Genomic DNA, 26,594 nt, shown 5'->3' with positions numbered 1-26,594 from the left:
ATGATGTGATTCTGCAGATAGGGATTCGGGGAGACACGGGGGACACGGGGGCTATGACCAGACATCACGGATACGCCCTGCTCGGGGCGCTGGTCGCGGTGGTGGCGATGGTGTGCGGCGTCATCATCACCGGGTACGGGCTACTGGACGGCGCCGGCGGCTCGCGCGCGGACGGCTCGCGCGCGGACACGGACGGCTCCGGGGACCGCCCCCAGGGCCGTACCCCCGTGGGGACGGCCGCGCCCGCCTTCGCCGGCAACTGGACCGGCACCTGGGCCGCCGCTCCGTCGGGCGCCGAGCCGGGGGCGCCGGTCGGCCATCCCGGGCGCTCCATCCGTAACGTCGTGCACACCAGCATCGGCGGCACCAGCGTGCGGATCACCTTCTCCAACCTCTACAGCCCCGCCCCGCTGCTGATAGGCGGCGCCTCGGTCGCGGTCGGCGAGGGCGGTGGCGGCCCCGAGGCGGTCGCCGGGACCATGCGGCAGCTGACCTTCGGCCGCCGGGCGGCCGTGACCGTACCGCCCGGCGGGCAGATCGTCAGCGATCCCGTGGCGCTGCGGGTTCCCTACGCCGGCGATCTGCTGGTCACGCTCCACACCCCGCGCGGCGGCGGGCCCGTCACGTACCACCGGCACGCGCTCCAGACCTCGTATCTCGCCGACGGCGACCGTACGCGGGACCTCGACGCGACCGCGTACACCCCGTCGCGCAGGGTCTGGCGCTATCTCACCGCCGTCGATGTCCTCAATCGCGAGGCGCGGGGCGCGGTCGTCGCCTTCGGTGACTCGATCACCGACGGGGTCGGCTCCGGCTACGACGCGAACCGCCGCTGGCCCGATGTGCTCGCCGCGCGCCTGCGCGACCGGCACATCGGCGTGCTCAACGAGGGCATCGGCGGGAACCGCGTCCTGAGTGACGCGTCGGTGCTGCGCAACGGCGCGAGCGGGCTCGACCGCTTCCAGCGTGACGTACTCGACCGGGCCGGTGCCAAGACCGTCGTCATCGACCTCGGTATCAACGACATCCTGCGGGGCGGCGAGACCGACCCGGCCAGGATCACCGCCGGGCTGCGCGAACTCGCCCAGCGGGCGAAGGCTCGCGGGCTGCGCGTGATCGGATCGACGCTGACACCGTTCGGCGCGCACCGGGGGTACAACGCCACCACCGAGTCCGTACGCGACCGGGTCAACGAGGAGATCCGCTCGGGCCGGGTCTTCGACGAGGTCGTGGACTTCGACAAGGCGGTACGCGATCCGTACGCGCCCGACCGGATCAGGCCGGTGTACGACTCGGGCGACGGGCTGCACCCGAGCGAGGCCGGGTACCGGGTGATGGGCCGTTACCTGAGCGTGCGGCTGCTGGAGGACCGGACCCCGGCCCAGCTATGAGCGTGTGACACAGGAGCGCGGCAGGGCGGCGTGGCGGCGAGGACGGCAGGTGGGCCGGGGCAACGGTGACCGTGGCACCGGCGCCCACCACGGAGGTACGGGCCCGAGCAGCGCAGGACCCAGCAGCGCAGGCCACAGCGGTACGGACCCCAGCAGCGCAGGCCCAGCAGTACGGCCGCAGCGGTACAGACCCCAGCAGTACAGGCCCCAGCAGTACGGGCCGCAGCGGTGACAGTCGCCCCGACCGTCAGTCCAGTTCCTTGCGGTCCGCCTTCTTCTCCAGCTTCTGGCGCCTGCGCTCCTCCTTGAGCCGGCGCTTCTCCGACTCCCGCACCTTGCGCTCCACCCCGACCCCGCCCATCAGCGCGAAGCCCGAGATGATCACCCGGGGCGACCCCGGGCTCGCCTCGCCCTCGCCCGACTCGCCGAAGCCGCCCATCAGCCCGAAGCCCCTGACCTCGACATCCAGATCCGGCGGTACGGTGACATGCACCCCGCCCATGATCGTGAAGCAGCGGATCACCACATCGCGGTCCTCGAACCGCGCCTCGCGCAGGTCGATCTCACCGCCCCCCATGACGACGGCGGTCGTGAACCTGCGGGCCACCGTCCATGTCCCCCTGCGGCGGAAGCCGCCCCAGAACGCGAAGGCGCCCTTCGAGGTGGCCGGCTCCCCGCCGATCCGGCTCTGCCAGTTGCTCACCTCACCGGCACCGCCCGCGCCGCCCGCACCGTCCACACCACCCGCGCCGCTCACACCGCGGGCGCCGACGGACGTGCCGGGTGCGAGTGCCACGTCCGTCGTCGTCCCCGGCACGGGGAGGTCCCGTACCAGCGGCGCCAACTCGCCATGGGTGCGCGCCTTGAAGGCCGCCTCCAGGCGCTCGTCGAACTCCTCCATATCGAGCCGGCCCTCGGCCACGGCCTCGCGCAGCCGCTCCGCGACCCGCTCCCGCTCGGCGTCGGAGGCGCGCGTATCGGGGCTGGGGTAGGGCGGCGTGTCAGGCCGGTCACTCGTCATGCGAGCAGACTAGTCAACGGTGCGGCTCACGTCACACAGCTGATCGATCGGCATACATCTTGGCGATGACCGCCTCGATATCCGGCTCCCGCACCGAAAGATCCACCAGCGGATACTCCGCCGCGATCCGCGCGACGAGCGGCGCCGCGGACTCGGCGGCGGGGAAGGCCAGCCACTGCCGCGGGCCGTCCACCCGCACCGCCCGCGCCCCGGCCACCTCGATCGGCGGAAGCTCGCGCTCCAGGTCCACGACGAGCGTGCGCTCGCTCTCCCCCACTTCGTGCAGTCCGGCCAGCCCGCCGTCATAGAGCAGCCGGCCGTGGTCGATGACCATCACCCGCTTGCAGAGCTGCTCGATATCGGTCAGATCGTGGGTGGTCAGCAGCACGGTGGTACCGCGCTCCGCGTTCAGGTCCCGCAGGAACTCCCTGACCTTGGCCTTGGAGATCACATCGAGACCGATCGTCGGCTCGTCCAGATACAGGACCTCCGGGTCGTGCAGCAGCGCCGCCGCGATGTCGCCGCGCATGCGCTGGCCGAGCGAGAGCTGCCGTACGGGTACGTCGAGCAGTTCGGCCAGATCGAGGAGTTCGACGCAGCGCTCCAGATTCACCCGGAACCGCGCGTCCGGCACCCGGTACATCCGGTGCATCAGCCGGTACGAGTCGATCAGCGGCAGATCCCACCACAGCGTCGTCCGCTGGCCGAAGACCACACCGATGCGCTGCGCCAGCCTCGTACGCTCCCGGGACGGATCGATGCCCGCGACCCGCAGCCGGCCGCCGCTCGGGGTCAGAATGCCCGTCAGCATCTTGATGGTCGTGGACTTGCCGGCGCCGTTCGGGCCGATGTAGCCGACCATCTCGCCGCGCGGCACGCGGAAGCTGATGCCGTCGACCGCCCGCACCTGATGCTTCTCGCGGCGCAGCAGACCGGCCTTGCGGCGTACGTCGAAGACCTTCTCGACGCCGTCCAGCTCGATGAAGCCCGTGTCTTCAGTGCCCATCAGTGCCACCCGTGCGATCCGTGCCACCCGTAGCACCCGTAGCACCCGTGTGATCCGTGCTGTCCGTACTCATGAACGCTCCGCCCCGACTCTCTCTGTACGCCACGTACAACCCGTACGACTTCCCCACCCCGGTACGGCCCCCGCCGACCCCGACCCCGTACGGCCTGTCCACCCCCGCACGACATGCCCCCCGTACGCTCCGACCGGTTCCCCGCCGGCCGCTCAGCTCCCCGTACTCCGGTACGCCCGCAGCCCCGCCCGCCATGCCACCCCCGCCAGCGCACAGCACGCCACCGCCACCAGCGGCGGCAGGAACGCGGCCAGATCCGGCAGCCCCAACGGGTCCTCCCTGCCCAGGACATACAGCGCCGGGATCCAGTTGACGAAGGCCAGCGGCACCACGAACGTCACCCCGCGCACCAGGTCCTTCGCGAAGACCGTCGGCGGGTACTGCAACAGCGTCGTCCCGCCGTACGTGAACGAGTTCTGCACCTCGGAGGCGTCCTGCGCCCAGAACTGGAACGCGCCGCCCGCCACGAACACCGCCGCGAAGATCGCCGCCCCGCTCAGCACCATCATCGGAAGCATCAGCGCCCGCGTCACCGTCCAGTCGATGTCGACCGTCAGCAGGGCGTAGCCCAGTACCAGCAGCCCCTGGGCGACCCGGCCGAGCCGGCGCAGCGCGAACCGGTCGGCCGCCACCTGCGCCAGTACGGGCACGGGCCGCAGCAGCAGCGTGTCGAGCGTGCCGTCCCGCACCCGGCGGCCCAGCCGGTCCATGGAGCCCAGCACCAGGTCCGAGAGGCCGAAGGCCGTGGCGGACGTCCCGTACAGGAAGGCCACCTCGGACAGCGAGTAGCCGCCCAGCGCGTCCACGTGAGTGAACATCAGCAGGATCGTGACGAAGTCGAAGGCGGTCGCCGCGAAGTTCCCGAACGCCGTCATCACGAAGGACGCGCGGTACGCCATCGTGGACCGCACCCACATCGCCACGACCAGGCCGTACACCCGGAGCCCGTCCCGCAGGGCGGCCCGCCGCGACAGCCGCGGAATCCACGCCTCCGCGGAAGCGTCCGCGCCCCCGACCGAACCCCCGGCCGCCTCCGCGAACGTACCCGCCCCCGAATTCGCACCAACCCCCGCACCAACCCCCGCACCCGCACCCACCGTCCCGCTCGCGGCGATCTCCTCAGCCACCCTGGACCACCACCCTCCGCGTCGCGACGCTCTGGAGCAGCCGCCCCGTCGCCAGCAGGGCCAGCGCCCAGCCGGCCTGGAACGCGTACGCCCCGGCCAGGTCCCACCCGGTGTGCTTGCCGAGGAAGACATCCGCCGGGACCTGGAGCAGCGACGACCAGGGCAGCGCCCGCGCCACCTCCCCCAGTACCCCCGGGAAGAGATTGAGCGGCAGCAGCAGCCCGGAGAAGAACATCCCGGCCAGCATCGCCATCTGCGCCGCGCCCGCGCCGTCCATCAGCCAGAACGCGGAGAGCGCGACCAGGAAGCGGATCGCGAAGCTGACGACCACCCCGAGCGCCACGGCGAACAGGAACGCCAGCCAGGTCAGCGGATCCGCCGGCAGCGCCAGTTCGAAGGCGAACGCACCGAGCACCATGGGGACGATCCCGCGCCCCAGCAGATGGAACGCCGCCCGGCCCAGATCCCCGGCCAGCCACCACAGCTGGAGATCGGCCGGCCGGTAGAGGTCGACGGCGATGTCACCCGTGCGGATGCGCTCGACCAGTTCGTCCTCGAAACCGCCGCCCATCATGGCGCAGGTCATCAACAGCGCTTGGCCGAGCCACACATAGGTGACGGCCTGGGAGAGGTCGTAGCCACCGAGGTGCGGTCGCTCGTCCCAGAGGGCCGTATAGGTGTACGCCATGATGAAGCCGAAGACGGTGTTGGTGAACACGCCCGCGAAGGTGGCCACCCGGTACGTCGCATAGCGGCGGAACCCACCTGCGGCCACTACTGCGTACAGCCGCACTACAGCCCCCTCCCCCATGCCATTTCCCCCACACCCTCAGCGCGTCGTCGGCCTCCTGGCACCAAAGCGAACGACCCTAGCCCACGGGACCGGCCACCGCGACCGGTTATCCGGCTGTCGTTACTCCCTCGTTCTGTCCGCGTTTCATAGGAGTAGGCAGCGTTTCCCGGAAATGCACAGCTTTTCCTGGGATTGCACCGCGAATCGCCTGATACGACACCGTGAGGCCGGTAAGTGAACCGCCGGCCGCGGCCGAGGAGTCACCACTGATATGAGCGACGAGCCACGGCAGTACGGCTGGGCCCCCCGGGACCCCTCGGCCCCCCGTTCCCTCCCCGGCCGGCCGGGGAAGCGGGGCGGCCCTCCCGCGCGTCCCCGCACCGGCCGGCGCAGAGCCCTCCCGACCCGGCGCACGCTGTTCGCCGGGCTCCTGATCTTCGCGCTCGTCCTCATGGGCGGCTTCGTCCTGGGCTACAAGCTCGTCAGCATCCCGCCCGCCAACGCCGCCGCCACCGCCCAGTCCAATGTCTACCTGTACGCGGACGGCACCCAGCTCGCCCGTGACGGCGAGGTCAACCGAGAGAACGTCAGGCTCACGCAGGTGCCCAAGCACGTGCGGCTGGCCGTACTGGCGGCCGAGGACCGGGGCTTCTACAACGAGCCCGCCGTCGACCCGCAGGGCATGGTCCGCGCCGCCTGGAACACCCTCACCGGCAAGGGCACCCAGGGCGGCTCCACCATCACCCAGCAGTACGTCAAGAACTACTACCTCGGCCAGGAACAGACGATCGTCCGCAAGGCCAAGGAGTTCTTCATCGCGATCAAGCTCAACCGCGAGGCGACCAAGGCACAGATCCTCCGGGGCTATCTCAACACCAGCTACTTCGGCCGCAACGCGTACGGCGTCCAGGCCGCGGCCCAGGCGTACTACGGCAAGGACGTGGAGGACATCAACACGGCGGAGGGCGCCTATCTGGCCTCCCTGCTCAACGCCCCCAGCGAGTTCGACGTCGTCGTCCACCCCGAGAACAAACCGGCCGCGCTCGCCCGCTGGAACTATGTCCTCGACGGCATGGTCAAGGAGGACTGGCTCAGCCCCGCCGACCGCCGCGCGATGAAGTTCCCGAAGCCCGGCCAGGTCAGACACTCCAGCAGCGGGCTCGCCGGACAGCGCGGCTATACCGTCCAGGCCGTCGAGGAGCATCTCACCAGCAACAAGATCATCGACGAGAAGACCCTGGCCGCCGGCGGCTACCGGATCACCACGACGCTCGACCGCGAGAAGCAGGACGTCTTCGTCGCCACCGTCAGGAAGCAGGTCACCTCGCGGCTCGACGCCGACCGCAAGCCCGACCGCAACGTCCGGGTCGGCGGTGTCTCCATCGACCCGCGGACCGGCAAGGTCGTCGCCATGTACGGCGGCATCGACTACACCAAGCAGTACGTCAACAACGCGACCCGCCGCGACTACCAGGTCGGCTCCACCTTCAAGCCGTTCGTCTTCGCCGCCGCCGTCGAGAACGGCTCCGAGACCCTGTACGGCGAGCCGATCACCCCGTACACCGTCTACGACGGCGACAACCAGCACATGGTCGAGGGCCCCGACGGCTCCACCGGCTACTCCCCGGCGAACGAGGACGACACCGACTACGGGCCCGTCTCCGTGCGGACCGCCACCGGCTACTCCGTCAACGCCGTCTACGCGCAGATGGCCCAGGACGTCGGCCCCGGCACGGTCAGGAAGACCGCCGTCGCCCTCGGCCTCCCCGAGCACACCCCCGACCTGACCGCGACCCCCTCCATCGCGCTCGGCCCGGCCACCGCCTCCGTACTGGACATGGCGAAGGCGTACGCGACCCTCGCGAACCACGGCAAGCGCGGCATGTACACGCTGGTCGACAAGATCACGAAGAACGGTACGGAGGTCACCCTGCCGAAGCCCGACATCAAACAGGTCATCAGCCGCCAGGCGGCCGACACCACCACCTCCGTGCTCCAGAGCGTCGTCGACGAAGGCACCGGCACCGCCGCCCAGTCCGCGGGCCGCCCCGCCGCGGGCAAGACCGGCACGGCGGAGGAGGACAAGGCGGCCTGGTTCGCCGGCTACACGCCGGAGCTGGCGACGGTCGTCGCGGTCATGGGCGCCGACCCGGTGACCGCCGCGCAGAAACCGCTGTACGGGGCCCTCGGCTGGGATCGCGTCAACGGCGGCGGGGTGCCGGCCGAGATCTGGGGCCGGTTCACGGCCGCCGCTCTCCGGAACACCGAAGTGCGGGAGTTCGATCTGCGGCTGGAGGACAGCTCCGACGAGGACTCGTCCAGCGACGAGGAGCAGGCGGGCCCGCCCGGCAAGCCGAACGGATCGCACCGGCCGGGCCCCCAAGGCACGGAGAAGGGCCAGGCCCCGGGGCGGGTCGACGCCCGGCCCGGTGCGGGCGCGCATGATGGCCCGGCCCCCGACCGGACGCGAGGCTCCGAGCACGGCGAGAGCAAGAAGCCGGCGGGACAGCCGGCCGGCCGGTCACCCGGACAGTCCGAGGACGGCGCGGCCACAAGTGGCAGCGGCACCGGTGGAAAGCCGGCCGCCGGCGGTACGGGCGGCGGGGGCCGGGGCGGGAAGGGAGACGCGGACGACGATCAGGGCGCCCGCACCTCCCTGTCCGACGCGCCCGACAGCTGACGCATCTGACACCGGCGGGCCGGCCCGGCCGCCGGTGTCAGGGGCGGGCCCGGCAGCAGCGGCCTGGACAGCGGCGAGCCCGCCGGCACCCGTCAGTGACCCGAGGTCGCCTTCAGCCCCACCACGGCGACGAGCAGCAGACAGACGAAGAAGATCCGGGCGGCGGTCGCCGGCTCACCGAGCACCACCATGCCGAGCACCGCCGCACCGGCCGCGCCGATACCGACCCACACGCCGTACGCCGTACCGATCGGCAGCGTCTTCGCCGCATGCGACAGCAACAGCATGCTCGCGACGATCCCGGCGCCCGTGAAGACGCTCGGCCACAGCCGGGTGAACCCCTCGGTGTACTTCATCCCGATCGACCAGCCGACTTCGAGCAGACCGGCCACAATCAACAGAACCCACGCCATGACGGCACCTCCGGCACGAAAGAACACGGACAACAGGTGCGTCGTCTTTCGTTTGACCCGGTACGGCGCGTCTCGTCGGGGTCTCCCCAAGGTAGCAAAGAGGCGAAGACCTCTGCCGGAGGCCCTTGCCCGAGACCCCTGCCCGAGACCTCTGCCGGAGACCCCTGCCGGGGACGGCTACAGATAGAGCCCGGTGGAGTCCTCGGAGCCCTCGAAACGGTCCGCGGCGACGGCGTGCAGATCACGCTCACGCATCAGTACGTACGCCACCCCGCGCACCTCGACCTCGGCGCGGTCCTCGGGGTCGTACAGCACCCGGTCGCCGGGCGTCACCGTCCGTACGTTCTGCCCCACGGCCACCACCTCGGCCCAGGCCAGCCGCCGGCCGACCTCCGCCGTCGCGGGGATGAGGATGCCGCCGGACGAACGCCGCTCGCCCTCCGGGATGTCCGTCCTGACCAGCACGCGGTCATGGAGCATCCGGATGGGCAGTTTGTCGTGCTGGTCGTGTTGGCTGCGGGAGTTGTCGCTCACGACGCAGAACCTACCTGCCCACGCCGCCGGCGCACGCCACAGGGGCGGATCAAAGCCTGCGGCGCCGCGTCGACACCACCAGCAGTCCCACCAGCCCGACCGCCACCAGCGCCACCGGCACCAGCCGCTCCAGCCTCGGCGCGCCGTCGTCCCTGACGAACGGCGCCCGTACGCCCGTCAGCGTCACTCTCACGGTCTCGAACGCGCGCCCGGCCGTCTGATCCACCGTGGAGACCATCCTGGCCTTGGCGTCGCCGACGATCGTCTTCGGGTGCACCCGCACGCCGATCTCGTCGAGCGTCTCGGCGAGCTGCCCGCGCCTGCGGACGATGTCCGCCTCGATCTGCGCCGGGGTCCTGGAATCCGACACCGCGCTGCCTCCGTCGTCGTGTCCGGTAGTCCTTCGCGGACAGTCTGTCAGCTCCGTCGTCACCGCACCCGGCGGCACCCCCGATTACGCTCGGCGGCGTACAGCACGACGTCCACCCCGCTCCACCGAGGAGAACCATGAGCGAGCGCCTCCAGCCCGGCGACACCGCCCCCGCCTTCACCCTGCCCGACGCCGACGGCAACGACGTATCGCTCGCCGACCACAAGGGCCGCAAGGTCATCGTCTACTTCTACCCGGCGGCGCTCACCCCGGGCTGCACCAAGCAGGCGTGCGACTTCACGGACAACCTCGACCTGCTGGCCGGCGCGGGCTACGACGTCATCGGCGTGTCCCCCGACAAGCCGGAGAAGCTCGCGAAGTTCCGCGACAAGGAGAACCTCAAGGTCACCCTGGTCGGCGACCCCTCCAAGGCCGTCCTGGAGACATACGGGGCCTTCGGCGAGAAGAAGATGTACGGCAAGACCGTGACCGGCGTGATCCGCTCGACGATCATCGTGGACGAGGACGGCAAGGTCGAGCAGGCCCTCTACAACGTGCGGGCCACCGGCCATGTGGCGAAGATCATCAAGGACCTCGGCATCTGAGGATCCCGGCGTACGACGATTCGCTGTGACCGAGGTCCCACTTGGGTGGGACTTCGGTTTGCGATCGCCATGACCGCGCAGAAGGTTCCCTTGGACTGACTCACCCGAGGAAAGGACCACGCCATGGCCGGCCAGGAGCACGAGCAGCAGGCCGACCCCGCCGCGGTCAAGCGCCACCCGGCCCTCTTCCGCACCATCAGACAGCGCAAGAACCCCAAGCTGCGGCGGTCCGACATCACCGTCACCGACGAGGCGGCGGTCAAGCGGGCGGTGAAGGCGGCCTCCCTGGGCAACGCCATGGAGTGGTTCGACTTCGGCATCTACAGCTATCTCGCCGTCACCATCGGGCATGTGTTCTTCCCGTCGGGGAACTCCACGGTCGAGCTGCTGTCCTCCTTCGCGACCTTCGCCGTGGCCTTTCTCGTACGCCCGCTCGGCGGCATGTTCTTCGGCCCGATGGGTGACAGGCTCGGCCGCAAGAAGGTCCTCGCGCTGACGATGATCATGATGGCGATCGGCACCTTCGCCATCGGGCTGATCCCCTCGTTCGCCTCGATCGGGTTCTGGGCCCCGGTCCTGCTGATCTTCTTCCGGCTGGTCCAGGGCTTCTCCACCGGCGGCGAGTACGGCGGCGCGTCCACGTTCATCGCGGAGTACGCCCCCGACAAGCGCCGGGGATTCTTCGGCAGCTTCCTGGAGTTCGGCACCCTCGCCGGATACATCGGCGCGGCGGGCCTGGTCACCGCGCTGACCGCGGCGCTCGGCCCGGACGGCATGGAGGCATGGGGCTGGCGCGTCCCGTTCCTGATCGCGGGGCCGCTGGGACTGGTCGGTCTGTATCTGCGACTGCGGCTCGACGAGACGCCCGCGTTCCAGAAACTGGAGTCGGACACCGCGCACGCCTCCGAGGCGGCGGACTCGGTGGAGATCACCACGAAGGACGACCTGGCCAAGATCTTCCGGCAGTACTGGCCCACGCTGATCCTGTGCATCGCGCTGGTCGGCGCGTACAACGTCACGGACTACATGCTGCTGTCGTACATGCCGACGTATCTCTCGGACGAGCTGGGCTACAGCGAGACGCACGGGCTGCTCATCCTGCTGGCCGTGATGGCCTTCCTCATGCTGATCATCAACCAGGTCGGCAAGCTCAACGACCGCTTCGGCCGCAAGCCGCTGCTGATGGCGGGCATGCTCGGCTTCTTCTTCCTCTCGCTGCCCTCGTTCCTCCTGATCAAGCAGGGCGGCATCCTGGCGATCACGGCGGGCGTGCTGATGCTGGGGCTGTCCCTGGTCTGCCTCCTGGGCACCATGTCGGCCGCGCTCCCGGCGCTGTTCCCGACGGAGGTCAGGTACGGCTCGCTCTCCGTGGGCTACAACCTCTCGGCCTCCCTCTTCGGCGGCACGACCCCTCTGGTGATCACCGGCCTGATCAGCCTGACCGGCAACAACCTGATGCCGGCGTACTACTCGATGGCGGCGGCGCTGGTGGGCGTGATCGCGGTGGCCTGCATGAAGGAGACCGCCCAGCGCCCGCTGGCGGGCTCGCCACCGTCGGTCGCGACGGAGGCGGAAGCGGTGCGACTGGTGGAATCGCAGTCCCCCGAGCCCAAGTTCTGACGCCCTCGCCCCGCACGGCCCGCGCCCGCTGCCCAGGAGGCCGGTGCGGGCCGTTCCGTTTCTCGTACGTGACCCTCCGACGCGCGTTTCGTTACTCAGTGCGATGCCGCGAACAGGTGGCCGGACGGGGGAGAGACGCAGATGGCGGACGGGTGTCCCGCACAGACCGCTGACACCGGGGAATACGACGGGGGTCGCCTTGCCGACGCCGTCGCCGAGGCACGGACATGGGCCGACCTGATGCGGCGCCTGGGATTCAAGGAGAGCGGCGGCAGGCGCCGCGCCCTCCAGCGGGAAGTCGCCGCCCTCGGGCTCGCGACCGACCACTTCGAGCGGCGCGGCGTGTGGCGGAAGTATTCGGACGAGGCGATAGCCACCGCCGTCTCGACATCCACGACGCTGCGTGACGTCGTCACCGCACTGGGCGCTCCGCCTGCCACGGGCACCCTGTCTCATATCGCCCGCCGCATCGCGGCCGCGGGCATCGACGTCAGCCACTTTCCCGGTATGAACCGCGCGCGGGTCGATCTGCCGTTCACGACGGAGGAACTGGCGGTGGCCGCGGCCTCCGCCGACAGCGTCCGTGGTGTGGCCCGCTCACTCGGTGTTCCCGACGACGGACGTTCGCGCGCGGCACTGGGCCGGCTGCTCCGGGAAAGGGCGATCGACACCGGCCACTTTCGCAACGCGCGGCTGACGATTCCGGAAGCGGCCCTGCGCGAGGCCGTGCCCGGAGCTTTGAGCTACGCCGACGTCATGCGCTCCCTCGGGCTTCCGGTAAACGACACGAATCATCGGCGGGTGCGACGGAAGACCGCCCAACTCGGCCTCGACACGAGTCACTTCAGGCGACGCGGCTGGGGTTCGGTGCGCACACGCGCGCCGAAGTCCGTCGCCGTGGAAACGCTCGCCGTCCTGCCCGAGGGGTCTCCCCGTACGAACCGGCTCCGGCTGCACCGTGCACTTCAGGAGATCGGCGTCCCCTACCGCTGTGTGTCCTGCGGAAACACCGGCGAGTGGCTGAACCGCCCGGTCACCCTCCACATCGATCACATCAGCGGCGACCGGCTCGACAACCGTGCCCGGAATCTGCGCTATCTCTGCCCCAACTGCCATGCCATCACCAGCACCTGGTGCCGGGGCGGCGACCGCCGGGAGAAGGGCAGCACCGGGGCGTAGGGCCTGTCCGGCCGGCACTCACATGCTCGCCCCGCCCACCGGCCCGCTACTATGGCAGGCGGCTGGCGGCCGTTGCTGAACGGTATAAGCGGGGGCTTTAGGTGCCTCTGGGTTCGCCCATGTGGGTTCGACTCCCACCGGCCGCACATGGCGGAGGGGCCGCTCACCACCGGTGAGCGGCCCCTCTGTGACGTCAGCCCAGGAGTTCGCGTACCTCCGGGATCAGCGCGCGGAACGCCTTGCCCCGGTGGCTGATCGCGTTCTTCTCGGCCGGGGACAGCTCCGCGCAGGTGCGGGTTTCGCCGGAGGGCTGGAGGATCGGGTCGTAGCCGAAGCCGCCCGTGCCGGAGGGGGATTCCCGGAGGGTGCCCAGGAGGCGGCCTTCGACCACGCGTTCCGTGCCGTCCGGGAGGGCCAGGGCCGCGGCGCAGGCGAAGTGGGCGCCGCGGTGCGGTGGGGCGATGTCGGAGAGCTGGGCCAGGAGCAGGTTCAGGTTGGCGGTGTCGTCGCCGTGGGTACCGGCCCAGCGGGCGGAGAAGATGCCGGGGGCGCCGCCGAGGACGTCGACGCACAGGCCGGAGTCGTCGGCCACGGCGGGGAGGCCGGTGGCGTCGGCGAGGGCGTGGGCCTTCAGGAGCGCGTTCTCGGCGAAGGTGACGCCGGTCTCCTTGACGTCGGGGATGTCGGGGTAGGCGTCCGCGCCGACGAGGTCGTGGGGCAGACCTGCGTCGGCGAGGATGGCCTGGAGTTCGGTGAGCTTCCCGGCGTTCCGGGTGGCGAGGATCAGGCGGGTCATGCCCCCCAGTATCGGACGGGGGTGCCTGACCGGGCCGGGAGGGGCCCGGTCAGGGTGTGCAGATCTTGCCTATCTCGGACGCGGCGTCGGTGAGGGGGGTGAGGTCGGGGGTGTTGTCGCCGTTCTCGACGGACGTACGGACGTTGTCGACTCCCTTGCCCAGGTCGTCGACCGCCTTGCCGAGGTCCGCGTTGTCGGTCTGGTCGCCGAGGGTGTCGAGCTTGTTGTCGATGTCGTTGAGCGTCTCGTCGATCTGGAGCGGGTTGTCCCCGGCGTTGGAGATGGCCTGCTGGAGGTCGTTGACGCTGCCGGCGATGGCGTCGGCGGTCTTGACGCAGTCCAGGGCCTTGTCGAGGGCGCCGCAGCCTGTCAGGGGCAGGGCGAGTACGGCGGTGGCGGCGAGTGCCAGGGTGATGCGGCGTCGGCGTGTCGGCACGGCGGACATGGCGCGATTCCTCCCCGAGGTGTGGACGGGCGCACGGTTCGGTCCGTGCGCCCGTGCGTGTGGAGACGCCCCGGGGGGTCTTCTTGGTTGCTTCTTTACCCAGCGGGCCTGATCAGCGGGTCCGGCTCAGGGTCCGGTTCAGAGGGGCCGGCTCAGAGGGTCTGGTCGAGCGCCGTGCGCTGGAGCGCGGCGAGGTCGGCGCAGCCGCCGGTGGCGAGGTCGAGGAGCGCGTTCAGTTCCTTGCGGTCGAAGGGCTCGGCCTCGGCGGTGCCCTGGACCTCGACGAAGCGGCCGTCGCCGGTGCAGACGACGTTCATGTCGGTCTCGGCGCGGACGTCCTCCTCGTAGCAGAGGTCGAGGAGGGGGGTGCCGTCGACGATGCCGACGCTGACGGCGGCGACGGTGCCGGTCAGCGGGCGGCGGCCGGCCTTGACGATCTTCTTGCCCTGCGCCCAGGCGACGGCGTCGGCGAGGGCGACATAGGCGCCGGTGATGGCGGCGGTGCGGGTGCCGCCGTCGGCCTGGAGGACGTCGCAGTCGAGGACGATGGTGTTCTCGCCGAGCGCCTTGTAGTCGATGACGGCGCGCAGGGACCGGCCGATGAGGCGGCTGATCTCGTGGGTGCGGCCGCCGATCTTGCCGCGTACGGATTCGCGGTCGCCGCGGGTGTTGGTGGAGCGCGGCAGCATCGAGTATTCGGCGGTGACCCAGCCTTCGCCGCTGCCCTTGCGCCAGCGGGGGACGCCTTCGGTGACGGAGGCGGTGCAGAAGACCTTGGTGTCGCCGAAGGAGATGAGGACGGAGCCCTCGGCGTGCTTGCTCCATCCGCGTTCGATGGTGACGGGACGGAGCTGTTCGGGGGTTCGGCCGTCGATACGAGACATGGGCTTGAGCCTATAGGGCCTGCGCGAAGGGCCTGTTCCGGTGGTCCGGATCAGGCCCTGTGGTGTGGTTCCGCCGAGTGTCAGCGCTTCACATCATGTCTTCGATCTCGCTGGCGATGGGGTCGGCGTCGGTGCCGATGACGACCTGGATCGCGGTGCCCATCTTCACGACGCCGTGGGCACCGGCGGCCTTCAGGGCGGTCTCGTCGACGAGGTCCGGGTTGACGACCTCGGTGCGCAGGCGGGTGATGCAGCCCTCGACCTCTTCGATGTTGTCGAGTCCGCCGAGCCCGGCGACGATCTTCTCAGCCTTGGTGGCCATGTCTTTCTCCCTGACTGTCGAAAAGCGCTGTACCGGCCCGGCGCGGGCCTGTTCCGTCTGACCTTTTGAACCGTTTCGCCACGGTAACGCACGGTTGGACCATCTTCACGGGCGCGCGTTCACCACGTACCCAATGATGACGATCAACGGCGCCCCGCCCGCGACCGGCCCCCGGGAGCCTATCGCAACTGGTCTACACCAGTCGGGAAGGACGGGAGAGCGCCGATGACCTCCGACAGCACGGCAGCGCCGCGGCGGGGGCCGGCGAGGCCGGGGAAGCGCTGGTGGAACGGGCTGTTCCAGGGGCTTCAGAAGACCGGGCGCAGCCTCCAGCTCCCGGTGGCCGTACTGCCCGCGGCGGGGCTGCTGGTCAGCCTCGGGAACCTCTTCGCCGCTTACCTGCACGGTCCCTTCTGGGACAGGACGGCGAAGGTGCTCAGTCTTGGCGGCGGCGCCGTTCTGGACGGCGCGTTCGGGCTGCCGCTGCTCTTCTGCATCGGGGTCGCGATCGGCTTCGCCAAGAAGGCGGACGGCTCCACCGCGCTCGCCGCGGTCGTCGGCTTCCTCGTCTACCACGGCGTGCTGGCCGCCTTCCCGGTCGGCGGTTCGGTGACGAAGGCGACGCCCGACGGCACCCCGCAGAACCCCGGCGTGCTGGGCGGCATTCTGATCGGGCTGCTCACGGCGGTCGTCTGGCAGCGGTTCCACCGCACGAGACTGGTCGACTGGCTGGGCTTCTTCAACGGCCGCCGTCTGGTGCCGATCCTGATGGCGTTCATCTGCACCCTCCTCGGCGTGGCCTTCGGGCTGCTGTGGCAGCCGGTCGGGGACGCGCTGACCGCGTTCGCCAAGCAGCTGATCGATCTGGGCGCGTGGGGTGCGGGCATCTTCGGGGTCGCCAACCGGCTGCTCATCCCCGTCGGCCTGCACCAGTTCCTGAACACGTTCTTCTGGTTCCAGGCCGGTGAGTACACCGAGCCGGACGGGACCGTCGTGATGGGCGACCTGACCCGGTTCTTCGCCGGGGACCCCTCGGCGGGCCAGTTCATGTCCGGGTTCTTCCCGATCATGATGTTCGGCCTGCCGGCCGCCGCGCTCGCCATCGCGCACAGCGCGCGCCCCGAGCACCGCAAGAGGGTGACGGGCCTGATGGCCTCCCTCGCGCTGACCTCGTTCGTCACGGGCGTGACCGAGCCGCTGGAGTTCTCCTTCATGTTCGCGGCGCCCCTGCTGTACGGTGCTCACGCGCTGCTGACCGGCGCCTCGATGGCGATCACCTGGGCGCTGGGCGTGCACGCGGGCTTCAGCTTCTCGGCCGGCTTGATCGACTACGTGGTCAACTGGCACCTTGACACCAAGCCCTGGCTGATCATTCCGATCGGCCTCTGCTTCGCGGTCGTCTACTACGTGGTGTTCCGCGTGGCGATCAGGGCGTTCGACATCCCGACCCCGGGGCGCGAGCCCGAGGAGCTGGAAGAGGCCGTCGAGAAGCAGAACACCCAGCCGTAGAAGGGACCCGGCGGCCCGGCGCGGACTATGGCCCAGGCCACAGATTTCGCAGGTTCCTTATATGAATCACACCGTGCTACAACTGGTCTACACCACTGATGGTGTAGACCACACGGCCGTGTGCCGTGTTCCCCCTGGAGGAAGTTGATGTCCACGGCCAGCGCCGCCGCCTCGGCGGACAAGAAGCCCCCGGCGGGCACGAGCAAGGGCAGCGGCGCGATGGCCGTGATGCAGCGTATCGGCCGCAGCCTGATGCTCCCCGTCGCCGTCCTGCCCGCCGGCGCCCTGCTGGTGCGCCTCGGCAACACCGACATGCTCGGCCGTGACTCGTTCCCGGCGTTCATCACCAAGATCGCCTCGTTCATGGCCGCGGGCGGCAACGCCATCCTCGACAACATGGCGCTGCTGTTCGCCGTCGGCATCGCGATCGGCTTCGCCAAGAAGGCGGACGGCTCCACCGCGCTCGCCGCCGTCACCGGCTACCTGGTCTTCAAGAACGTGCTGGCCACCTTCACCGACTCGAACCTGCCCAAGGTCGCGACGGTCGTCGACGGCAAGATAGTCATGAACAGCGCGCCCGTCGACGCGAAGGTACTCGGCGGTGTCGTCATGGGCATCGTGGTCGCGCTGCTCTACCAGAAGTTCTACCGGACGAAGCTGCCGGACTGGGCGGGCTTCTTCGGCGGCCGTCGCCTCGTACCGATCCTCTCCGCGTTCGCGGGCCTGATCATCGGCATCGTCTTCGGCTACATCTGGCCGGTCCTGGGCGCGGGTCTGCACAACCTCGGCGAGTGGCTGGTCGGCTCCGGCGCCGTGGGCGCGGGCATCTTCGGTGTCGCCAACCGCGCGCTGATCCCCGTGGGCATGCACCACCTGCTGAACTCGTTCCCGTGGTTCCAGGCCGGTACGTTCGAGGGCAAGAGCGGCGACATCAACCGCTTCCTGGCGGGCGACCCGACGGCCGGACAGTTCATGACCGGCTTCTTCCCGATCATGATGTTCGCCCTCCCCGCGGCCTGTCTGGCGATCGTCCACTGCGCCCGGCCCGAGCGCCGCAAGGTCGTCGGCGGCATGATGCTGTCGCTCGCGCTCACCGCGTTCGTCACGGGCGTGACGGAGCCGATCGAGTTCACCTTCATGTTCATCGCCCCGGCCCTGTACGCGGTGCACGCCGTGCTGACCGGTGTCTCCATGGCGCTGACCTGGGCCCTCGGCATGAAGGACGGCTTCGGCTTCTCGGCCGGCGCGGTGGACTTCGCGCTCAACCTGGGCATCGCGACCAATCCATGGGGGCTGGCGCTGGTCGGCCTCTGCTTCGCGGCGCTCTACTACGTGATCTTCCGCTTCGCGATCACCAAGTTCAATATCCCGACGCCGGGCCGCGAGAGCGACGAGGAACTCGCCGAGTTGCAGAAGGCGGAGGCGAAGTAGCCTCTCCGCACGCTCCGTGGGCCCGGCCGTCGTCAGGAACGGCCGGGCCCACGGCTGTACGTGGTTCCGCGGCCGGTCAGATCTCGTACACCGTGCCGGGAACGGCCAGCTCCGCCGGGCCCGCGTACACATCGCGCGCGTCGGACAGGTTCCGCTCGGCGTCCGTCCAGGGCGGGATATGCGTGAGCACCAGCCTGCGCGCCCGCGCCCGCGCGGCATGGGCGCCGGCCTCACGGCCATTCAGGTGGAGCCCGACGACATCCTCCTTGCCGTGCGTGAAGGCCGCCTCGCAGAGGAACAGATCCGTGTCCTCCGCCAGTTCCACCAGCGGCTCGCAGACCCCGGTGTCCCCCGAGTACGTGAGCGACCGGCCGCCGTGCTCGACCCGGATACCGAAGGTGTCGACGGGGTGCGCGACCTTCTCCGTCCGTACCGAGAAGGGGCCGATGTCGAAGGAGCCCGGCTTGAGCGTGTGGAAGTCGAAGACCTCGCTCATGGACTTGTCCGAGGGGGTGTCCGCGTACGCCGTGGTGAGACGCTGCTCGGTGCCCTCGGGGCCGTAGACGGGGATGGCGTCACAGCGGCCGCCGTCGAACCGGTAGTAACGGGCGACGAAGTAGGCACACATGTCGATGCAGTGGTCGGCGTGGAGATGGCTCAGGAAGATGGCGTCGAGGTCGTAGAGACCAACGTGGCGCTGCAACTCGCCGAGGGCGCCGTTACCCATGTCGAGGAGCAGCCGGAAGCCGTCGGCCTCTACGAGGTAGCTGGAGCAGGCCGACCCCGCGGAGGGGAACGAGCCTGAACAGCCGACGACGGTGAGCTTCATGGAGCGGGAACCTCCGTGGCATGGAAGGGGGGCGACGGGGGTCGTGCGGTTCGTCGAGCGTAAGGCGCGAAAGGGCGGGTCGCTCCTCCACAGTGGGCCGTTGTGGGGGAACTCACCTGGCCTGTCACCGGTTCGGATGGGGTGTCGCCTGCCGGCGGGGGCGGGGTGCGGTGCGGTGCGCCTTCGGCGGGGGGTGCGGTGCGGTCGCCGGGTTGCGGTTGCGGTTGCGTTGTCGTGGGCCGGGGGCCGGGGCCTCCGGAGGCACATGTCCGGACGGCATGATTTACGGCGCGACTCCGGCAAGTCGATGGTTCGGGCGTCCGTGCGCCACAAATCACGCTTTAGTGTCCGGACACGCACCTCCTACGCCCCCGACCCCCTCCCGCCGGTGGTCCCCCCACAACCCGCCGACCTGGTGAGGGTGAGGGGGTGGGTGCGCCCCGGTGGTCACGACCGATCGCCGCCCCGGCGGGGGTGAGTGGGCCGGGTGCGGGAGAGGGCTGCCGCCTGTCTCAACCGCCTTCGCGCACGGCCGCGCCAGTCCGTGACGGGCGGTGAAGGGGGGCGCGCAGGGGTCGTGTCCGGGACGTAGAGCGTGATGTGTGGCGCGCGAACGCCCGAACCATCGTCTGGGCAGCTGCGCGCCGTACGGGGGTCCGGGGGTGTCCCCCGGAAAAGCACAGCATGCAGTCCCGGGCGCGAGCCCCGGAGCGCACCCCGGCGACAACCCGCACGCAGGCCACCGGCCCGAGCCGAAACGCACCCGTACCCACGGCCCCCCGCCGGGAGGCGCTACGCCCAGAGCTGGCCTTGCAGCCTTTCGATCGCCTCTTCCGTCGTCGCCGCCGTGTAGACGCCCGTCGACACGTACTTCCAGCCCCCGTCCGCCACCACGAACACGATGTCCGCGCTGTCGCCCGCCTTCACCGCCTTGCGGCCGACGCCGATCGCCGCGTGCAGTGCCGCGCCCGTCGAGATGCCCGCGAAGATACCTTCCTGCTGGAGCAGTTCACGGGTGCGCGTGACCGCGTCGGCGGAGCCGACGGAGAAGCGGGTCGTGAGGACGGACTCGTCGTACAGCTCCGGGACGAAGCCCTCGTCCAGGTTGCGCAGGCCGTAGACCAGGTCGTCGTAGCGCGGCTCCGCGGCGACGATCCGGATGCCCTCGACGTTCTCGCGCAGGTAGCGCCCCACGCCCATCAGCGTGCCCGTCGTGCCCAGGCCCGCCACGAAGTGCGTGATGGAGGGCAGGTCGGCCAGGATCTCCGGGCCGGTGGTGGCGTAGTGGGCGCCCGCGTTGTCCGGGTTGCCGTACTGGTAGAGCATCACCCAGGACGGGTTCTCGGCCGCCAGCTCCTTGGCGACCCGTACGGCCGTGTTGGAGCCGCCCGCCGCCGGGGACGAGACGATCTCCGCCCCCCACATGGCGAGCAGGTCGCGCCGCTCCTGGGAGGTGTTCTCCGGCATCACGCAGACGATGCGGTAGCCCTTGAGCCGGGCCGCCATGGCGAGCGAGATGCCGGTGTTGCCGCTGGTGGGCTCCAGGATCGTGCAGCCCGGGGTGAGCCGGCCGTCCTTCTCGGCCTGTTCGACCATGTGCAGGGCGGGCCGGTCCTTGATCGAGCCGGTCGGGTTGCGGTCCTCCAGCTTGGCCCAGATCCGGACGTCGTCCGACGGTGAGAGCCGTGGGAGCCGGACCAGGGGCGTGTTGCCGACCGCCGCCAGCGGGGAGTCGTACCGCATCAGACCGTGTACGTGTCGAGCGCGCCGCCGGCCACGGCCGGGAGGATGGTGACGCTGTCGCCGTCGGCGAGCTTGGTGGAGACGCCGTCGAGGAAGCGGACGTCCTCGTCGTTGAGGTAGACGTTCACGAAGCGGCGGAGCTGGTTGTCCTTGGCCGGGTCGATGAGCCGCTCCCGGATGCCGGCGTGCCGGGTTTCGAGGTCGTCGAAGAGCGCGGAGAGCGTGTCGCCACTGCCCTCGACGGCCTTGGCTCCGTCGGTGTAGGTGCGGAGGATGGTCGGGATGCGGACCTCGATGGCCATGGCATGGGCTCCTGTATCGGGAGAGGGCGTGACGGGGGCGCGGCTCGGGCCCCCGCGCGAGGGGATACGTGGTCCGGACGGCCGGATCGCGGCAGGCGTCGCTCGGGGGCGTCGCTCAGCCCGCGGCGCCGGGACAGATGGCACTGGCGAGGCGGCACAGATCGACGTGCAGCCGCGCCACGAGCAGCGGGGTGCTCGGCGTCTTGTCGCTCACGTCGTGGGAAACCATGCGGTCATCGTAACGATTCCCGGTCGGCGGTCCGGCATGTGATCTCGTATCCCGGACGGTCCCTATCCGTCAGGCGGACGGGGGCAGATAGACGACGGTCGGCGCGCCGGTGGCGGGGTGCGTGCTGACCTCGGCGGTCACCCCGTAGACGGTGGCGAGGAGTTCGGCGGTGAAGACCTCGTGCGGGGTGCCGGAGGCGACGATCCGGCCTTCCTGGAGGACGTAGACGCGGTCGCAGTAGTACGCGGCGAGGTTCAGATCGTGCAGGGCGAGCAGGTTGGTGGTCCCGGACTCCCTGATCAGGGTGAGGATGTCGAGCTGGTAGCGGATGTCGAGGTGGTTGGTCGGTTCGTCGAGTACGAGCAGGGCGGGCCGCTGGACCAGGGCGCGGGCGACCAGCGCGCGCTGGCGTTCGCCGCCGGAGAGGGAGGGGAACGCGCGGTCCGCGAGGCCGGCGATCCCGACGCGGCCGAGCGCGGCTTCCGTGAGGGCGGCGTCGGCGGCGGTGTCGGCCTCCCAGAAGCGTTTGTGCGGGGAGCGGCCCATCGCGACGACCTCGCGGACGGTCAGCTCGAAGTCCAGCTGTCCGTCCTGCGGGACGGTGGCGACGCGGCGGGCCCTGGCCTTGGGGGTCATGGTGAGCAGGTCGTCGCCGTCGAGCAGGGCCCGTCCGTGGCTGGGGCGGAGTGTTCCGTAGACGCAGCGCAGGAGGGTGGTCTTGCCGCTGCCGTTGGGGCCGACGAGTCCGACGGTCTCGCCGGGGGCGGCGGTCAGGTCGGCGCTGTCGACGAGCAGGCGGCCGTCGGTGGTGCAGGAGAGTCCTTCGAGGCGGAGTGTCGCCGTCATACGGGGGCTCCTTCGGGGCGGCGGCGCATCAGCCACAGGAGGGCGGGGCCGCCGGTGAGCGCGGTGAGTACGCCGACGGGCACGTCCTGGGGCGCGGCGACGGTACGGGCCGCGAGGTCGGCGACGACGAGGAGGACGGCTCCGCCCAGTGCCGCGACGGGCAGCAGGGCGCGGTGGCCCGCGCCGACGGCCATTCTGGCGGCGTGCGGGACGAGCAGCCCGATGAAGCCGACGGCGCCGCTCGCGGCCACCATCACGCCGGTGACCAGGGAGGCGAGGACGAAGACCGCGGCGCGGAAGCGCGAGGTGTCCAGGCCGAGCGCGGTCGCGCCCTCCTCGCCCGCCAGCAGCAGATCGAGCGGCCGGGCCAGCGCCATGAGCAGCGCGGTGCCGAGGGTGAGGACGACGCCGGGCAGGAGCAGGGTGGACCACCGGGCGCTGCCGAGGCCGCCGAAGGTCCAGTAGACGGCTTCCTGGAAGTGCTCGGGGCGTGCCGAGACGATCAGGATGAGGGTGGTGAGCGCGGAGAGGATGTACGAGACGGCGACCCCGGCGAGGACGAGCCGGCCGCCGGTCATCGTGGAGCGCCGGCGCGCCAGCCCGTACACCAGCGCCAGTGCGAGGAGCGAGCCGGCGAAGGCCGCGGCGGGCATGGCGACGGTGGTGGTGATCCCGCCGCCGATGCCGAGGACCATGACGAGCACGGCGCCGACGGACGCTCCGGAGGAGATGCCGAGGAGGAAGGGGTCGGCGAGCCGGTTGCGTACGAGCGCCTGGAGGACGGAGCCGACGACGGCGAGCCCGGCGCCGACGATCACGCCGAGCAGCACGCGGGGCAGCCGTACGTCGAGCACGATGGTCCGGAAGGGGCTGGGGTCGGCGCCGCCGGTGAGGATGGTGATGACCTGGCCGGGCGGGATGCGTACGGAGCCGAGGGCGAGTCCCGCGACGACGGCGGTGGCGAGCGCGGCGGCGAGGCAGCCGAGCACCAGGGTGTAGCGCAGCCGCCCGTGGCCGGGCGGGGTGGTCCTGGTCATGGCCGGGTTACTTGACGGACTCGGGGTGGAGCTGCGCGGCGAGCCGTTCGATGGCGTCGGGCGCGCGTACGCCGAGGACCACGTCCGAGAGCGGCATGACGGCGAACCGCTTGTTCCTGACGGCCGGTACGTCCTTGAGGACGGGGTCCTCCAGCAGCCGCTTCTTCTTCTGGGCGACGGTGGTGGAGCCGTAGTCGTAGATGACGATGACGTCGGGCTTGCGGGCGACGACCTGTTCCCAGGTGGCGTCGCCGAAGGACTTGCCGAGGTCGGCGAAGACGTTGCGGCCGCCGGCGCGGGTGATCAGTTCGTTGCCGATGCCCGTGCCGCCGGCGGTGAAGGCGGTCTTGTCGCCGCTGTCGTAGACGAAGACGGAGAGCGGCTCGACGCCCTTGAGCAGGGCGGCGGTGTCCGTGACGGTGGTGCGCGCGGTGGCGATCCACTTCTCGGCGCGGTCGGGGACGCCGAAGGTGCGGCCCGTTTCGCGGACCTCCCGGTAAACGTCGTCGAGGGTCGCCCTGCCCTTGGGGCAGTTCTCGACGTTGAGCCGGGTGTGGATGCCCGCGGACTGGAGGTCGTCGCGGCCGCGGCCGTCCTTGGCGGCGAAGGCGCTGGCGTAGCCGCCGTAGACGAAGTCGGGGTTGGCGGCGAGGAGCCGCTCCTTGGAGGGGTACTCCTCGGCGAGGACCGGGACGCTCTTGTACGCCTTCTCGTAGGCGGGGAGGATCCGGTCGTCCAGCCAGGCGGTGCCGACGAGGGACTTCTCCAGGCCGAGCGCCAGCATCACTTCGGTGACGTGCTGGTTCATGGTGACGACGCGCTTCGGCGGCGCCTGATAGGTGGTTTTCACGCCGCAGTTGGTGACGGTGTACGGGAAGCCGGGCGCGGTCGCCGCGGCCGGGGCGCCGTCCTTCGCGTCCGTGGAGGTGGCGCCGCCGCAGGCGGCGAGCGGGAGCAGTACGGCGGATATGGCGGCGGACGTGAGCGCACGGCGGCGCCGGGACAGCACAGACACGGCAGGGCCTCCTCCGGGGGATTTCCGCGTCCCCTGGCTGGTGGGAGAAGGGCGGCAGGTCAGTTCCTGGCTGCCAAGCTGGGCTTGGTCACAGTGGCGGGACCGCGCCGGATTCACACCGGCTTCCTGATCCCCGCCGCCTCGGTTCGGCGCTCAGTGTGTCAGACCTGGTGAGCGCCGCGACGGGCGCCTCGGCCGATCCCGGCCTCGGTCGGTCCCGGGCCTCAGACGATCTCGACGTCCTCTTCCGTGACCTCGCCCTCGACGATGCGGTACGAGCGGAACTGGAAGGGGCCCGAGTCGTCGTGGTCGGCGGTGGAGACGAGGACGTAGTGGGCGCCCGGCTCGTTGGCGTATGTGATGTCCGTACGGGACGGATACGCCTCGGTCGCGGTGTGCGAGTGGTAGATGATCACCGGCTCTTCGTCGCGGTCGTCCATCTCCCGGTAGAGCTTGAGCAGATCCGCCGAGTCGAACTCGTAGAAGGTGGGCGAGCGAGCGGCGTTGAGCATGGGGATGAACCGCTCGGCCCGGCCGGTCCCGGCGGGACCCGCGACCACGCCGCACGCCTCGTCGGGATGGTCGGCGCGCGCGTGCTCGACGATCTTGTCGTGCAGGGCCTGGGTGATGGTGAGCATGGAGAAAATATAAAGGGACGAGTACGGCCCCTGGATCCGGGAGGGAGTTTCCCGGTTTTTCCAGGGGCCGTCGGGGTCTCGGCGGATTCACTCCGCGGAGGCGTACTCCGGGGTGGAGTCGCCGGCCGTGGTCCGCGGGGCGCGGCGCTTGAGGTACTGCCAGCCGATGAGGAGACAGACCGCCCAGACCGCCCCCACGTAGAGGGAGACCCGTGCGTCCTTGTCGTACGCGATCAGACAGGTGACGAGGGCGAGGAAGCCCGCCGCGACCCAGCTGAACAGCGAACCGCCGGGGGCGGGGAACGAGGAGGCGGGCAGCAGGCCCGCCCGTACCCCGCGGCGGTAGCGGATATGGCTGATGAGGATCATCATCCAGGTCCAGATACCGGCGGCGGTGGCCACGGATGTCACATAGCCGAAGGCCTTCTCCGGGACGATGTAGTTGAGGACCACGCCGATGCCCATGAGGGCGACGGAGACGGTGATGCCGAAGGCCGGGGTCTTGCGGGAGTTGAGCTTGCCGAAGAGCTTGGGCGCCTCGCTGTTGGCGGCGAGGTCGCGGAGCATCCGGCCGGTGGAGTACATCCCCGAGTTGCAGGAGGAGAGCGCGGCGGTCAGCACGACGAAGTTGACGATGCCGGCCGCGAGGGGGATGCCCATCGTCTCGAAGGCGTGGACGAAGGGGCTGGCGCCCGCCGAGAACTCGGTCCACTTGACGACCGCGAGGATGACCGACAGCGCGCCCACGTAGAAGACGATGATGCGCCAGGGCAGCGTGTTGATCGCCTTGGGAAGGGTCTTCTCCGGGTTCTCGGACTCGCCCGCGGTGACGCCGACCAGTTCGACGGCGAGGTAGGCGAACATGACGCCCTGGAGGGTCATCAGGCTGGAGCCGATGCCGTTGGGGAAGATCCCGTCGTGGGCCCAGAGGTTGGAGGCGCTGGCGGTGTCACCGGCGTCGGAGAAGCCGAGGGTGAGCACGCCGAGACCGATGACGATCATTCCGATGATCGCGGTGACCTTGATCATCGAGAACCAGAACTCGACCTCGCCGAAGATCTTCACCGAGATCAGGTTGACGCCGAAGAGCACCACCAGGAAGACCAGGGCGCTGACCCACTGGGGGATCTGGGGGAACCAGAAGTGGATGTAGATGGCCGCGGCGGTCAGTTCCGCCATCCCGGTGACGACCCACATCAGCCAGTACGTCCAGCCGGTGGCGAAGCCGAAGAACGGGCCGAGGAACTCTCTGGCGTACTCCGCGAAGGAGCCCGAGACGGGCCGGTAGAGGAGCAGCTCGCCGAGCGCCCGCATGATGAAGAAGATCACGACGCCGGCGAGGGCGTACATGAGGATGATGCTGGGTCCGGCCTTGGCGATGTTCGCTCCGGCGCCCATGAAGAGCCCGACGCCGATGGCGCCGCCGATGGCGATCATCTGGACCTGACGGCTGCCGAGTCCGCGCTCGTAGCCCTCTTCCGAGGTGCCGTCGGCGGCCGGTCCTCCGGCGGTCCGGTCGCCGCCGTACTCCTTGTCGACCTGCGCTGAGGTCATGGTCGTGCGCCCTTTCTCCATACAGATCCGCGCCGTGCTCGGCCGCGGACCAGTTCCTGATCCCCCCGGATATGGATGGAGTGCCGCCGGCGGTCGGCCGGCCGAAGCACCCCCGGGGACAGGGGTGGCGTCCCCGGGGGGTCGTGCAGATCTATCACGGCGAACCGGGCGGCCGACGGAGCGCGCTGTGGCACAGGCCACA

The 26,594-nt window shown here is 70.3% G+C and carries 26 protein-coding genes, 1 tRNA gene, 1 pseudogene and 2 riboswitches; of the genes and pseudogenes, 8 read left to right on the top strand and 20 right to left on the bottom strand.

Annotated elements, in window-relative coordinates; translation table 11 throughout:
* Positions 1-53 precede the first annotated feature (53 nt).
* Positions 54-1,391 carry an SGNH/GDSL hydrolase family protein gene (locus tag ACIOGX_RS05975; protein WP_401910696.1) on the top strand — a complete coding sequence of 446 codons (1,338 nt, stop codon included), beginning with the start codon at positions 54-56 and terminating at the stop codon, positions 1,389-1,391.
* 247 nt (positions 1,392-1,638) lie between these two features.
* On the opposite strand, the gene ACIOGX_RS05970 is transcribed toward ACIOGX_RS05975, so the two are convergent.
* From ACIOGX_RS05970 to ACIOGX_RS05955, 4 genes are all read right to left on the bottom strand, one after another.
* Positions 1,639-2,412, bottom strand: a complete 774-nt coding sequence (locus ACIOGX_RS05970) for a DUF1707 domain-containing protein (protein ID WP_356508634.1) — start codon at positions 2,410-2,412, stop codon at positions 1,639-1,641.
* A 31-nt stretch (positions 2,413-2,443) separates the two neighbouring features.
* Positions 2,444-3,418, bottom strand: coding sequence for an ATP-binding cassette domain-containing protein (locus tag ACIOGX_RS05965; RefSeq protein ID WP_383966467.1), 975 nt, complete (start codon positions 3,416-3,418; stop codon positions 2,444-2,446).
* Between the two features lie 225 nt (positions 3,419-3,643).
* Positions 3,644-4,474, bottom strand: a complete 831-nt coding sequence (locus ACIOGX_RS05960) for an ABC transporter permease (RefSeq protein WP_401911977.1) — start codon at positions 4,472-4,474, stop codon at positions 3,644-3,646.
* 136 nt (positions 4,475-4,610) lie between these two features.
* Positions 4,611-5,411: an ABC-2 family transporter protein gene (locus ACIOGX_RS05955; RefSeq protein WP_356508636.1), complete on the bottom strand. Its 801-nt coding sequence runs from the start codon at positions 5,409-5,411 to the stop codon at positions 4,611-4,613.
* 271 nt (positions 5,412-5,682) lie between these two features.
* Between ACIOGX_RS05955 and ACIOGX_RS05950 the strand changes: the two genes are divergently transcribed.
* Positions 5,683-8,091: a transglycosylase domain-containing protein gene (locus ACIOGX_RS05950; protein WP_401910692.1), complete on the top strand. Its 2,409-nt coding sequence runs from the start codon at positions 5,683-5,685 to the stop codon at positions 8,089-8,091.
* 92 nt (positions 8,092-8,183) lie between these two features.
* On the opposite strand, the gene ACIOGX_RS05945 is transcribed toward ACIOGX_RS05950, so the two are convergent.
* The 3 genes from ACIOGX_RS05945 to ACIOGX_RS05935 all read right to left on the bottom strand — a co-directional run bounded on the left by ACIOGX_RS05945 (position 8,184) and on the right by ACIOGX_RS05935 (position 9,408).
* Positions 8,184-8,504 carry a multidrug efflux SMR transporter gene (locus ACIOGX_RS05945; protein WP_129769047.1) on the bottom strand — a complete coding sequence of 107 codons (321 nt, stop codon included), beginning with the start codon at positions 8,502-8,504 and terminating at the stop codon, positions 8,184-8,186.
* A 35-nt stretch (positions 8,505-8,539) separates the two neighbouring features.
* Positions 8,540-8,611, bottom strand: a riboswitch (guanidine-III (ykkC-III) riboswitch).
* A gap of 70 nt (positions 8,612-8,681) precedes the next feature.
* A complete protein-coding gene (locus ACIOGX_RS05940) occupies positions 8,682-8,984 on the bottom strand; it encodes a co-chaperone GroES (RefSeq protein WP_051746386.1) in 303 nt (100 codons plus the stop codon).
* A gap of 103 nt (positions 8,985-9,087) precedes the next feature.
* Positions 9,088-9,408: a DUF3618 domain-containing protein gene (locus ACIOGX_RS05935; RefSeq protein ID WP_356508640.1), complete on the bottom strand. Its 321-nt coding sequence runs from the start codon at positions 9,406-9,408 to the stop codon at positions 9,088-9,090.
* 137 nt (positions 9,409-9,545) lie between these two features.
* Here ACIOGX_RS05935 and bcp point away from each other — a divergent pair, with 137 nt between their 5' ends.
* The 4 genes from bcp to ACIOGX_RS05915 all read left to right on the top strand — a co-directional run bounded on the left by bcp (position 9,546) and on the right by ACIOGX_RS05915 (position 12,958).
* Positions 9,546-10,013, top strand: coding sequence for a thioredoxin-dependent thiol peroxidase (bcp, locus tag ACIOGX_RS05930; RefSeq protein WP_129769049.1), 468 nt, complete (start codon positions 9,546-9,548; stop codon positions 10,011-10,013).
* 123 nt (positions 10,014-10,136) lie between these two features.
* Entirely contained in the window at positions 10,137-11,633 is a 1,497-nt protein-coding gene (proP, locus tag ACIOGX_RS05925; RefSeq protein ID WP_356508642.1) for a glycine betaine/L-proline transporter ProP, read from the top strand.
* Between the two features lie 141 nt (positions 11,634-11,774).
* The gene (locus tag ACIOGX_RS05920; RefSeq protein ID WP_401910687.1) at positions 11,775-12,812 is read left to right on the top strand and encodes an HNH endonuclease; all 1,038 of its coding nucleotides are present in this window, start codon (positions 11,775-11,777) and stop codon (positions 12,810-12,812) included.
* Between the two features lie 65 nt (positions 12,813-12,877).
* Positions 12,878-12,958, top strand: a tRNA-Leu gene (locus ACIOGX_RS05915).
* Positions 12,959-13,005: 47 nt separating this feature from the next.
* On the opposite strand, the gene rdgB is transcribed toward ACIOGX_RS05915, so the two are convergent.
* The 4 genes and pseudogenes from rdgB to ACIOGX_RS05895 form a co-directional block, all read right to left on the bottom strand.
* Entirely contained in the window at positions 13,006-13,608 is a 603-nt protein-coding gene (gene rdgB, locus ACIOGX_RS05910) for an RdgB/HAM1 family non-canonical purine NTP pyrophosphatase (protein WP_356508646.1), read from the bottom strand.
* Positions 13,609-13,657: 49 nt separating this feature from the next.
* Entirely contained in the window at positions 13,658-14,053 is a 396-nt protein-coding gene (locus ACIOGX_RS05905; protein WP_356508648.1) for a hypothetical protein, read from the bottom strand.
* A 152-nt stretch (positions 14,054-14,205) separates the two neighbouring features.
* On the bottom strand, positions 14,206-14,937 hold the full coding sequence (gene rph, locus ACIOGX_RS05900) for a ribonuclease PH (protein ID WP_030355077.1): 732 nt from the start codon (positions 14,935-14,937) through the stop codon (positions 14,206-14,208).
* Between the two features lie 88 nt (positions 14,938-15,025).
* Positions 15,026-15,268, bottom strand: a pseudogene (locus tag ACIOGX_RS05895) (glucose PTS transporter subunit EIIB); the annotation flags it as partial.
* 216 nt (positions 15,269-15,484) lie between these two features.
* Between ACIOGX_RS05895 and ACIOGX_RS05890 the strand changes: the two are divergent.
* Together ACIOGX_RS05890 and ACIOGX_RS05885 are read left to right on the top strand one after the other, a co-directional pair.
* Positions 15,485-16,768, top strand: coding sequence for a PTS transporter subunit EIIC (locus ACIOGX_RS05890; protein WP_356508652.1), 1,284 nt, complete (start codon positions 15,485-15,487; stop codon positions 16,766-16,768).
* A 147-nt stretch (positions 16,769-16,915) separates the two neighbouring features.
* Positions 16,916-18,199: a PTS transporter subunit EIIC gene (locus ACIOGX_RS05885; RefSeq protein WP_129769055.1), complete on the top strand. Its 1,284-nt coding sequence runs from the start codon at positions 16,916-16,918 to the stop codon at positions 18,197-18,199.
* Positions 18,200-18,275: 76 nt separating this feature from the next.
* On the opposite strand, the gene ACIOGX_RS05880 is transcribed toward ACIOGX_RS05885, so the two are convergent.
* The 9 genes from ACIOGX_RS05880 to ACIOGX_RS05840 form a co-directional block, all read right to left on the bottom strand.
* Positions 18,276-19,028, bottom strand: a complete 753-nt coding sequence (locus tag ACIOGX_RS05880) for an MBL fold metallo-hydrolase (RefSeq protein ID WP_356508654.1) — start codon at positions 19,026-19,028, stop codon at positions 18,276-18,278.
* A 792-nt stretch (positions 19,029-19,820) separates the two neighbouring features.
* Positions 19,821-20,771: a PLP-dependent cysteine synthase family protein gene (locus ACIOGX_RS05875; protein ID WP_129769057.1), complete on the bottom strand. Its 951-nt coding sequence runs from the start codon at positions 20,769-20,771 to the stop codon at positions 19,821-19,823.
* Positions 20,771-21,073: a MoaD/ThiS family protein gene (locus ACIOGX_RS05870; RefSeq protein WP_356508656.1), complete on the bottom strand. Its 303-nt coding sequence runs from the start codon at positions 21,071-21,073 to the stop codon at positions 20,771-20,773. The genes ACIOGX_RS05875 and ACIOGX_RS05870 overlap by 1 nt, the downstream gene beginning before the upstream one ends.
* Positions 21,074-21,188: 115 nt before the next feature.
* On the bottom strand, positions 21,189-21,302 hold the full coding sequence (locus ACIOGX_RS05865; protein WP_345790136.1) for a putative leader peptide: 114 nt from the start codon (positions 21,300-21,302) through the stop codon (positions 21,189-21,191).
* Positions 21,303-21,371: 69 nt separating this feature from the next.
* A complete protein-coding gene (locus ACIOGX_RS05860; RefSeq protein ID WP_401767786.1) occupies positions 21,372-22,148 on the bottom strand; it encodes an ABC transporter ATP-binding protein in 777 nt (258 codons plus the stop codon).
* The gene (locus ACIOGX_RS05855) at positions 22,145-23,185 is read right to left on the bottom strand and encodes an iron ABC transporter permease (protein ID WP_356508660.1); all 1,041 of its coding nucleotides are present in this window, start codon (positions 23,183-23,185) and stop codon (positions 22,145-22,147) included. Before ACIOGX_RS05855 ends, ACIOGX_RS05860 begins: the two co-directional genes overlap by 4 nt.
* A 7-nt stretch (positions 23,186-23,192) precedes the next feature.
* A complete protein-coding gene (locus ACIOGX_RS05850; RefSeq protein ID WP_356508829.1) occupies positions 23,193-24,191 on the bottom strand; it encodes an ABC transporter substrate-binding protein in 999 nt (332 codons plus the stop codon).
* Positions 24,192-24,239: 48 nt separating this feature from the next.
* Positions 24,240-24,372: riboswitch (cobalamin riboswitch) on the bottom strand.
* A 52-nt stretch (positions 24,373-24,424) separates the two neighbouring features.
* Entirely contained in the window at positions 24,425-24,838 is a 414-nt protein-coding gene (locus tag ACIOGX_RS05845) for a Mov34/MPN/PAD-1 family protein (protein WP_129769061.1), read from the bottom strand.
* Between the two features lie 87 nt (positions 24,839-24,925).
* Positions 24,926-26,392, bottom strand: a complete 1,467-nt coding sequence (locus ACIOGX_RS05840; protein WP_401910678.1) for an amino acid permease — start codon at positions 26,390-26,392, stop codon at positions 24,926-24,928.
* Positions 26,393-26,594: the final 202 nt, after the last annotated feature.

This window comes from Streptomyces sp. NPDC088147, assembly GCF_044741565.1.
In the GTDB taxonomy this organism is placed as follows: domain Bacteria; phylum Actinomycetota; class Actinomycetes; order Streptomycetales; family Streptomycetaceae; genus Streptomyces.
This window is presented reverse-complemented; position numbering and strand designations above follow the sequence as displayed.

Coding starts and splice junctions, on each gene's coding strand:
- ACIOGX_RS05970 (WP_356508634.1), bottom strand. CDS start 2,412: ATGACGAGTGACCGGCCTGACACGCCGCCCTACCCCAGCCCCGATACG.
- ACIOGX_RS05940 (WP_051746386.1), bottom strand. CDS start 8,984: ATGCTCCATGACCGCGTGCTGGTCAGGACGGACATCCCGGAGGGCGAG.
- proP (WP_356508642.1), top strand. CDS start 10,137: ATGGCCGGCCAGGAGCACGAGCAGCAGGCCGACCCCGCCGCGGTCAAG.
- ACIOGX_RS05950 (WP_401910692.1), top strand. CDS start 5,683: ATGAGCGACGAGCCACGGCAGTACGGCTGGGCCCCCCGGGACCCCTCG.
- ACIOGX_RS05855 (WP_356508660.1), bottom strand. CDS start 23,185: ATGACCAGGACCACCCCGCCCGGCCACGGGCGGCTGCGCTACACCCTG.
- bcp (WP_129769049.1), top strand. CDS start 9,546: ATGAGCGAGCGCCTCCAGCCCGGCGACACCGCCCCCGCCTTCACCCTG.
- ACIOGX_RS05920 (WP_401910687.1), top strand. CDS start 11,775: ATGGCGGACGGGTGTCCCGCACAGACCGCTGACACCGGGGAATACGAC.
- ACIOGX_RS05875 (WP_129769057.1), bottom strand. CDS start 20,771: ATGCGGTACGACTCCCCGCTGGCGGCGGTCGGCAACACGCCCCTGGTC.
- ACIOGX_RS05945 (WP_129769047.1), bottom strand. CDS start 8,504: ATGGCGTGGGTTCTGTTGATTGTGGCCGGTCTGCTCGAAGTCGGCTGG.
- ACIOGX_RS05840 (WP_401910678.1), bottom strand. CDS start 26,392: ATGACCTCAGCGCAGGTCGACAAGGAGTACGGCGGCGACCGGACCGCC.
- ACIOGX_RS05905 (WP_356508648.1), bottom strand. CDS start 14,053: ATGTCCGCCGTGCCGACACGCCGACGCCGCATCACCCTGGCACTCGCC.
- ACIOGX_RS05870 (WP_356508656.1), bottom strand. CDS start 21,073: ATGGCCATCGAGGTCCGCATCCCGACCATCCTCCGCACCTACACCGAC.
- ACIOGX_RS05965 (WP_383966467.1), bottom strand. CDS start 3,418: ATGGGCACTGAAGACACGGGCTTCATCGAGCTGGACGGCGTCGAGAAG.
- ACIOGX_RS05865 (WP_345790136.1), bottom strand. CDS start 21,302: ATGGTTTCCCACGACGTGAGCGACAAGACGCCGAGCACCCCGCTGCTC.
- ACIOGX_RS05845 (WP_129769061.1), bottom strand. CDS start 24,838: ATGCTCACCATCACCCAGGCCCTGCACGACAAGATCGTCGAGCACGCG.
- ACIOGX_RS05880 (WP_356508654.1), bottom strand. CDS start 19,028: ATGAAGCTCACCGTCGTCGGCTGTTCAGGCTCGTTCCCCTCCGCGGGG.
- rdgB (WP_356508646.1), bottom strand. CDS start 13,608: ATGACCCGCCTGATCCTCGCCACCCGGAACGCCGGGAAGCTCACCGAA.
- ACIOGX_RS05860 (WP_401767786.1), bottom strand. CDS start 22,148: ATGACGGCGACACTCCGCCTCGAAGGACTCTCCTGCACCACCGACGGC.
- rph (WP_030355077.1), bottom strand. CDS start 14,937: ATGTCTCGTATCGACGGCCGAACCCCCGAACAGCTCCGTCCCGTCACC.
- ACIOGX_RS05890 (WP_356508652.1), top strand. CDS start 15,485: ATGACCTCCGACAGCACGGCAGCGCCGCGGCGGGGGCCGGCGAGGCCG.
- ACIOGX_RS05975 (WP_401910696.1), top strand. CDS start 54: ATGACCAGACATCACGGATACGCCCTGCTCGGGGCGCTGGTCGCGGTG.
- ACIOGX_RS05885 (WP_129769055.1), top strand. CDS start 16,916: ATGTCCACGGCCAGCGCCGCCGCCTCGGCGGACAAGAAGCCCCCGGCG.